Below are 7308 nucleotides of genomic sequence, written 5' to 3'. Positions count from 1 at the left end.
CCAGTAGTCAGCCAGCCAGATGGTGTGCTTGGAGGGCGAGCCGCCAAACTCTTCCTGTTGCCCGGTGATCGAGAAGGCGCCGCCCTGGGCCTGGCCCAGGATGTCGTAGGACGCCCGGACGCGCCCCGGCCCCCAGCCGCCGAAGCCCCCGAGCCAGATGTAGATGAGGCGGGGGTTGATCTCCCTGAGCTGGCGGTAGCCCATCCCCCAGCGCTCGAAGGTGCCGGGTCGGTAGTTCTCGACCACGACGTCGGCCTTGGCCGCGAGCTTGTACATCAGCTCCCGCGCCTCCGGCCGGTGAAAGTCCAGCGAGATGAAGTACTCGTTGAAGTTGGCGCCGAAGAAGCCGAGGCCGGTCCCCGACTGCGGGACCCAGCGGGAGAGTGGGTAGAGGAACCCTTCGTTTCCCGGCGTGGAATGGCGCATGGGCTCGCCACGGCGCGGCAGCTCGATCTTGATCACCTCGGCGCCAAGCTCGCCCAGGTAGTTGGCGCAGGAGGGGCCGAGGATGTACTGGGTGCAGGAGAGAACGCGGTAGCCTTTGAGGACCTCGGGCTTGGCAAAAAGGGAGGCTGGGTTGAAGGTCTCGCGGCAGTAGCGCTCGAAGTCCCCGTCACCCTTCCCTCTCCCCGCCGGGGAGAGGGCGGGGGTAGGGGGCTTGCTGGCGCGCGCGTTGGCCTTGCGGGTTGGCTTCCGCTTGGTGGCCATCAGATCACCCCCTGCTTGGCAAGCCGGCCGAAGTCCTCGCGCGTGAAGCCGAGGAGCCGCCGGTAGACGTCGTCGTTGTCGTACCCGACGGGACGGCCCAGCCACTTGAGCCGTGCCGGGATCCTCTCCGCGAGCTGGGGCGAGGTCGCGACCAAGAGCTTGCCGTAGAGCTGGTCGTCGAACTCCTGCACCTGGTGGCGGTACTTGAAGTGGGGGTACTCGGCCACCTCGTGGATCGCCATGACGCCGCCCGAGGCGACCTCCTGACGGACCAGCTTCCGCTCGGCCTCGGCCCGCGTGTTGTCCTTGAGCCACTCGCAGAGGAGCGTGTAGGTCTTGACCTGGCGCGTGTGCGGCAGCCGTTCCGAGATGTTCCGCAGGTTGGTGTCGGCGATGATCTCCTCCTCCGCCTCTGGCACCTCGTCGCCCACGGTCTTCCAGATCCGGTACCAGAGCCGGTCGTGGCCGCCGCCCACCATCATGTAGCCGTCCTTGCACGGGTTCACGGCGTAGATGTTGATCGCGAGGTCCCAGTTGCCGTAGCGGGGCCGGATCGAGCCGTCCATGCCGTGCCAGACCCAGTCGTAGTCGAGGATCCGGATGATCCCCTCCGCCGCCGTGGCCTCGATGAACTGCCCCCTGCCCGAGGTGCGCTCGCGGTGGATCAGCGCCGCGACGATCCCCATGGCGGCGGCCGTGCCGCCGACGTGATCCGCCATCCACAAGCCGGAGCGGGTCGGCCGGCCTCCGAACTCCTTGGGATCGCCCGTCCCGTGGACGAAGCCGCACGCGGCCTGCGCCACCGGGTCGCGCATCCCGGGCTTGTCCTTGAGCGGCCCCCACTGCCCCCGCTGCCCGACCCAGCAGTACACGAGCCGCGGGTTCAGCTTCGAGAGCTGGCGGTAGCCGATCCCCCACTTGTCCCACTGGCCGGGGGGCGCGTTCTCGATGATCACGTCGACGTGGGTCGCGAGCCGCTTGAGGATCTCGCGCCCCTCCTTCTTGGCGAGGTCGAGCGTCACGGAGAGCTTGTTCCTCATCTCGTGGAGAAAATGCAGCCCGACCGGCTCGCCCCGCTGGTTGTCCTTCACCATGTACTCCTTGCGGCCAAAGGGGGTGAGCTGGCGGAGTGGGTCCCCGCCCGGCGGCTCCACCTGGATCACCTCTGCGCCGAGCTCGGCCAGCATCGAGGAGGCCCAGTGGCCGATCATCATGCCGGTCGAGCAGTCGAGGGCCCGGATGCGCCCGAGGGCCTCGGGCTTGTTGAAGGCCTTGTCGGGGTGGACGATGGATTCGAGGAAGTTCGGATACTCCCGGGCTTGCTCGGTCAGGGTTCCGTAGACTTCGTCGGGCGTCGGGGGCGGGGTGGCAGGCCAGGGCGGCCGGCCGCGGCGACCTCCTTTGAGGGCCTGGGCGTCAGCCATCGGGTCGTGTCCCTCCTTCGCGTTGAGAGTGGAAGCAGGGCAGACATTCGGCCGTGAAAGCGAAATGACAGGTCCACACTATAGCAAACCGGCTCCGCGCCGTTCAACCCTTTGTCGCCCGCGGGACGAGCCTCAGCCGATCCTGCCGGTTGCCCGGGTTTGAGGGCCGGTGGTATCCTGCCGGTGCGGAACGAGGCATGGGCGCACGGCGCGAGGCGTTCGAGGCGCGGTTCGGCAGGCTGGGCTCGGGATCCCGACGGCTCGCGGTCGGCGAGCATGCGTTCACGCTGATGGAGCTGATGGAGCGGCTCGGTCTGGCGGCCGACGGGTGTCGGACGATCGACGCGCGTGCGCTGGGGACCGACCGCTTCGTGATCCGCTTCCTGGACGCCGACGAGCGACGGATCGTGGCCTACGAGTTCGACAGCGGCTTCCGGTACCTCGCCGAGACGCGCGTCCACGTGGCCGAGTGGATCGGGGATGCCGATGGACTTTGAACTGCTCCGCTCACTGGTCGTCCCCAACACGACCAAGCTGGTCCTGCTCTCCGCCGACGGGCTCGGGGGCCTTCCCCATCCCGAGACGGGCCGGTCCGAGCTCGAGAGCGCGCGGCTTCCCAACCTCCACGCTCTCGCGCTCCGGTCCGCCTGCGGTCTGCTCATCCACGTGGCCCCTGGCATCACGCCAGGGAGCGGGCCCGGACACCTGGGGCTCTTCGGCTACGACCCGCTGCGCTACCGGGTCGGGCGCGGGGTCCTCGAGGCGCTCGGCATCGACTTCGAGCTTCGGCCAGGCGACGTGGCGGCGCGCGGCAACTTCTGCACCGTGGACCGCGACAGCCGGATCACCGACCGCCGGGCGGGCCGGATCGCGACCGAGCTCTGCGTGTCGCTCTGCCAGCGGCTGAGGAGCTTCCGGCTCGATGGGGTCGAGGTCTTCGTCGAGCCGGTCAAAGAGCACCGCTTCGTGCTCGTCCTCCGGGGGCCCGGCCTCTCGGGGCAGCTCACGGAGACCGACCCCCAGGCTCTCGGCGTCCCCCCGCATCCGGCGAGGGCCCTCGCCGCCGACGCCGAGCCGACGGCGCGGGCCGTCAACCGGTTCCTCGAGCATGCCCGCTCGGTGCTGGCCGACGCCGCGCCGGCGAACATGGTGCTCCTGCGCGGGTTCGACCGTCTCCCCGAGCTTCCTCAGTTCCCCCAACTCTACGGCTTAAGAGCCGCCGCCATTGCGGCCTACCCCATGTATCGCGGCCTCGCGCGCCTGGTCGGGATGGAAGTCTTGAAGACCGGGGCGACCTTCGCGGAGGAGGTCGCGACCCTGCGCCAGCACCGGGAGACCTACGACTTCTTTTTCCTCCACTACAAGGACACCGACAAGGCGGGAGAAGACGGAGATTTCGCCGCCAAAGTCGCCGCCCTGGAGCGTCTGGACCGCCTTATCCCCGAAATCCTCGCCCTCAAGCCGGACGTGCTCGTCGTGACCGGCGACCACGCCAGTCCCGCCGCCCTCAAGGGCCACGGCTGGCAACCCGTCCCGGTTCTCCTCTGGAGCGCGCACTGCGGCGCAGACCCGGTCAGTGAGTTCACCGAGCGCGCCTGCGCCGGCGGCAGCCTCGGCGTCTTTCCCGCTCAGCATCTCATGCCACTGGTCCTCGCCAACGGGCTTCGATTGACCAAGTTCGGCGCCTGACGGGACTTGCTGTCCGGTCCCTGCCGTACGTGACCCAGCACCCCCCATGCGCCTTGCCGCGCCCCGTGCGCGGGTCCGGCGCAGGTCGGTCTGGGCCCGCCCTCGGCGGCTGAATCGTCGGGCCGGCTCGGCTTTTCCCAGACCGCCTCCTGCGATATGATGGCGGTGTCTTCTGACCTCGCGGATTGCCGACAATGAGATTCACCGTCCGTCTTCTCAGCGCGATCTGGATCGCGGCGCTGCTCGTCATCGCCGGGTTCGCATTCTTCCAGATCCAGGAGGAACGGCATCGGCTGGTAGGCGACCTGGAGCGCCGGGCCGTGCTGTTGAGCGCGGGGCTCGACGAAGCGGTGGAATCGGCCCTCGCCCGCGGCTCGACGACGGCGGTGCAGCGCCTGTTGAAGAAGTTCGGCACCCCGAGCCGGTGGATCGCGGTCTATGATCGGTTCGCGGGCGTGGTCGCGGCTACGCCGGAGCTGAAGCCGGTCCTCCCTCCTTCGATGCCCGAGATCACCGACGCCCTCACGCGGGGCGCGGTGCAGAAGGGCTTCAGGAACGTCGGCGACAGAAGAACGTACGTGTACGTGACCCCGCTCCGGCGAGAGGAGCGGCTGGACGGGGCTCTCGCCGTCTTCCTCGATGCCTCCCACCTCGAGGCCGCGGAATGGGCGCTGTGGCAGAGCAACGCCGTGCACTTCCTCGTGCTGGCGGCTGTCATCTCGCTGATCACCTTTGTCGTCGTCAGGATCAGCATCACGCAACCGATGGCCAAGATGGCCCAGTGGACCAAGGCGCTGAGGACGGGGCAGCCGGTGCCCGTCCCCGACGTGGTCGACGCCCGGCTCTTCGGTCCCCTGGCGCTGGAGGTCTCCGGCCTGGTCGGGAGCCTCTACCGGGCCCGCGCGGCCGCCGAGCAGGAGGCGCTGCTGCGGCTCCAGGGCGAGAGCATCTGGACCGAGGAGCGCCTCAAGCAGTTCGTGAACCTGCGGCTGGCCGGCCGCCCGCTGATCGTCGTGTCGAACCGGGAGCCCGTCAGTCACGTGTGGCGGGCGGGCCAGATCGAGGCCCAGACGCCGGCGAGCGGCCTCGTCACGGCCATGGAGCCGGTGATGCGCGCGTGCGGCGGCGTGTGGGTCGCCCACGGCAGCGGCGACGCCGACCGGCAGGTCGCGGACGCGCGCGGACGGCTCGCGCTCCCGGTAGACGATCCCCGCTACACGCTCCGGCGGGTGTGGCTCTCGGCCGACGAGGAGAACGGCTACTACTATGGCTTCGCCAACGAGGGCCTCTGGCCGCTCTGCCATATCGTGCACACGCGGCCCCAGTTTCGGCCTGACGACTGGGCCTACTACCTCGCGGTGAACCAGAAGTTCGCGGCCACCGTCCTGGAGGAGATAGAGGGAACCGAGGAGCCGATGGTCCTCATCCAGGACTATCACTTCGCGCTGCTCCCCGCGCTCATCAAGGACGCGCGACCGGACGCGCGGGTCGCGATCTTCTGGCACATCCCCTGGCCGAACTTCGAAGCGTTCCGGATCTGCCCGTGGCACGACGACATCCTTCTCGGGATGGTGGGAGCGGACCTCATCGGCTTCCACACCCAGTACTACTGCAACAACTTTCTCGAGACCGTCGAGCGCGGGATCGAGGCTCGCATCGACTGGGAGCACTTCGCCGTGAGCCGTGGCCAACGGGTCACCTACGTCAAGCCGTTCCCGATCAGCGTCGCCCCCGAGTTCCTGGAGGATCCTCCCGCGGTGACCCGGCAGGCCCTCCTCGGCGGGCTCGGCATCTCGGCCGAGTTCCTCGGGGTGGGGGTCGAGCGGGCCGACTACACGAAGGGCCTGCCGGAGCGGCTCCGGGCGCTCCGCCGGTTCTTCGAGCGCTACCCGGCGTACCGGGAACGGGTCGTCTTCGTCCAGCTGGCCGCGCCCAGTCGGAGCCGGATCACCCGCTACCAGGAGCTCCAGGCCGAGGTGGAGGCGACGGTCGAGGAGGTGAACCGATCGCTCCAGACGCGGGGCTGGCGGCCGATCCTGTACCTCAAGCGCCACCACGAGCACCGCGACATCTGGCCGTTCTACCGCCACGCCGACTTCTGCATGGTCACCTCGCTCCACGACGGGATGAACCTGGTCGCGAAGGAGTTCGTCTCCGTCCGCGATGATGGCGACGGCGCGCTCATCCTGAGCCGGTTCACCGGCGCCTCCAGGGAACTGCGGGATGCCCTCCTCGTGAACCCGTACGACGTCGACGAGACAGCCGACGCGATCCGCGCTGCGCTCGAGATGCCGCCCGAGGAACGCCAGGCCCGTATGGGGCGGATGCGGGAGGTCGTGCGGGAGCACAACATCTACCGGTGGGCGGGTCTCCTTCTCAGCGAGCTGGCGCGCATCCCCGCAGAGGTCCTCGGAGTCAAGGAGCCCTGACGCTCCCCGGTCGTCTCTGCGCCCGTCTCGAGAAGGAGCTCGCGGGCGGCGCCGGGCTCATCCTCATTCTCGATTACGACGGCACCCTCACGCCCATCGTCCCGTCCCCCGGCGCGGCGCGCCTGGCTCCCACCGTTCGGAAGACACTGGACGGGCTGGCGAAGAACCCCCGGGTCGGGCTTGCGGTTCTCTCAGGCCGGTCGCTCCGGGACATCAAGACCCGGGTGGGGGTCGCGAACGTCGTCTACGGCGGCTGCCACGGCTTGGAAATCGAAGGGGCCGGGGTTCGGTTCAGGCACCGGAGGGCCGCTGCCCGGTCCCCACGCCTCAGCCGGACGGCTCGTACGCTGGCACGCGACCTCCGTCGCTTTCCCGGCGCCTTCCTCGAGCTGAAGGGGCTGGCGGTGAGCGTGCATTACCGGCAGGTTGCGTGGAGGCGGCGCGCCGAGCTTCTGGACCTGGCGGCACGAGTCGAGCGCCAGACGCCCGGGGTCACGAGCCTTCCCGGGAAGGACGTGTTCGAGTTCCTCCCTCAGGTCCACTGGGGGAAGGGAAAGGCTGCGGTCTGGATCACACGCCAGCTCGGCCGAAAGCTTGGGGGCCGGCGCGCCGTCGTCCTGTACGCGGGGGATGACGCCACCGACGAACCGGCGTTCACCGCCCTCAAGGGCCGCGCGCTGACCGTTCGCGTGGGCGTGGGGGCAGGGCTCGCGGAGTATGCCGTGGAGAGCGTCTCCGCAATCCACGCGTTGCTCCGGCGGATCGCGCGAGCTATGAGGCTGTCGGAGTAAGCGCGTTCGAGCGCCCACCCGCGCCTCCGGCGCGGGTACCCGGCCGGCGCAACCAACTCGGGCCTCGCCTCGTGGCTCTCCTCGCCTGCGGCTCGTCGGCAGCCCCTCGGCTCGAACACCAACTCAGGCCTCGCCTCGTGGCGGGCCTGCCTGCGGCATGGCCGACGCCCCTCGGCTCGAACTGCGCCTGGGGGAGGTCCGGAAGGGGCGGGTACCCGGGCATCCACGCCGAAGGCGTGGGGGTGCCTGGGTGGCCCCCCTCCGGGT

The 7308-nt window shown here is 69.5% G+C and carries 6 protein-coding genes; 4 read left to right on the top strand and 2 right to left on the bottom strand.

Annotation, left to right across the window (positions count from 1 at the left end; translation table 11 throughout):
* Together HY726_08815 and HY726_08810 are read right to left on the bottom strand one after the other, a co-directional pair.
* Positions 1-708 (bottom strand): CoA transferase (locus HY726_08815; GenBank protein MBI4609097.1); only part of this gene is annotated, 708 nt, incomplete at its 3' end.
* On the bottom strand, positions 708-2132 hold the full coding sequence (locus tag HY726_08810; protein ID MBI4609096.1) for a CoA transferase: 1425 nt from the start codon (positions 2130-2132) through the stop codon (positions 708-710). The genes HY726_08810 and HY726_08815, both read right to left, overlap by 1 nt.
* 197 nt (positions 2133-2329) lie before the next feature.
* On the opposite strand from HY726_08810, the gene HY726_08805 reads away from it, so the two are divergent.
* The 4 genes from HY726_08805 to otsB all read left to right on the top strand — a co-directional run bounded on the left by HY726_08805 (position 2330) and on the right by otsB (position 7041).
* Positions 2330-2629 carry a hypothetical protein gene (locus HY726_08805; GenBank protein MBI4609095.1) on the top strand — a complete coding sequence of 100 codons (300 nt, stop codon included), beginning with the start codon at positions 2330-2332 and terminating at the stop codon, positions 2627-2629.
* Positions 2619-3821 (top strand): 2,3-bisphosphoglycerate-independent phosphoglycerate mutase, encoded by a 1203-nt coding sequence (locus HY726_08800; protein MBI4609094.1) that lies wholly within the window; start codon positions 2619-2621, stop codon positions 3819-3821. Before HY726_08805 ends, HY726_08800 begins: the two co-directional genes overlap by 11 nt.
* A 194-nt stretch (positions 3822-4015) precedes the next feature.
* Positions 4016-6250, top strand: a complete 2235-nt coding sequence (locus HY726_08795) for a trehalose-6-phosphate synthase (GenBank protein MBI4609093.1) — start codon at positions 4016-4018, stop codon at positions 6248-6250.
* Complete coding sequence (otsB, locus tag HY726_08790) at positions 6181-7041, top strand: trehalose-phosphatase (protein MBI4609092.1); 861 nt, start codon at positions 6181-6183, stop codon at positions 7039-7041. Before HY726_08795 ends, otsB begins: the two co-directional genes overlap by 70 nt.
* Positions 7042-7308 lie beyond the last annotated feature (267 nt).

This window comes from Candidatus Rokuibacteriota bacterium (assembly GCA_016209385.1).
GTDB lineage: Bacteria > Methylomirabilota > Methylomirabilia > Rokubacteriales > CSP1-6 > JACQWB01.
The sequence above is the reverse complement of the archived record's forward strand: the minus strand, read 5'-3'. Positions and strand labels throughout refer to the sequence as shown.